Annotated in this window: 1 protein-coding gene; it reads right to left on the reverse strand. The window is 64.3% G+C overall.

Annotation, left to right across the window (positions count from 1 at the left end; genetic code table 11):
• A partial coding sequence (locus GIB19_RS28195) for an aromatic ring-hydroxylating oxygenase subunit alpha (RefSeq protein ID WP_274888868.1) occupies window positions 1-428 on the reverse strand: 428 nt, incomplete at both ends.

A 428-nucleotide genomic window follows, 5' to 3' on the forward strand; every position in this document is an offset into this window, starting at 1 on the left:
TTCCAGTTGCCGGGGAAGCGGAAGCGGTGCTCGCCGGGGACCTTGATGCCGTAGCCGGCGCCTTGCTTCATGAACAGGTCCATCCACTTCTTCGCTGCGCCGAGGAAGTCTTCGAGCGGTTCGATGTCGTCCTTGAAGGTGGCGAAGACCATGCCGGCGTAGCTCTCGACGCGCAGGCTGACCAGTGGCAGCTCGGCCTTGTCCAGGCAGTCGCCGTAGCTTTCCGGGTGGGGGATGCCGCGCAGCGAGCCGTCGAGGGCGTAGCCCCAGCCGTGGTAGGGGCAAACGAAGCTGTTGGTCTTGCCCTTCTTGTGCTCGCAGACCGTGGCGCCGCGGTGGCGGCAGCGGTTGAGCAGCACGTTGATGGCCTTTTTGCGGTCACGCACGACGATCACCGGCTGTTTGCCGATGAAGGTGGTCTTGTAGCT

The organism is Pseudomonas sp. ITEM 17296, from assembly GCF_028895205.1.
GTDB classification, from domain to species: domain Bacteria; phylum Pseudomonadota; class Gammaproteobacteria; order Pseudomonadales; family Pseudomonadaceae; genus Aquipseudomonas; species Aquipseudomonas kermanshahensis.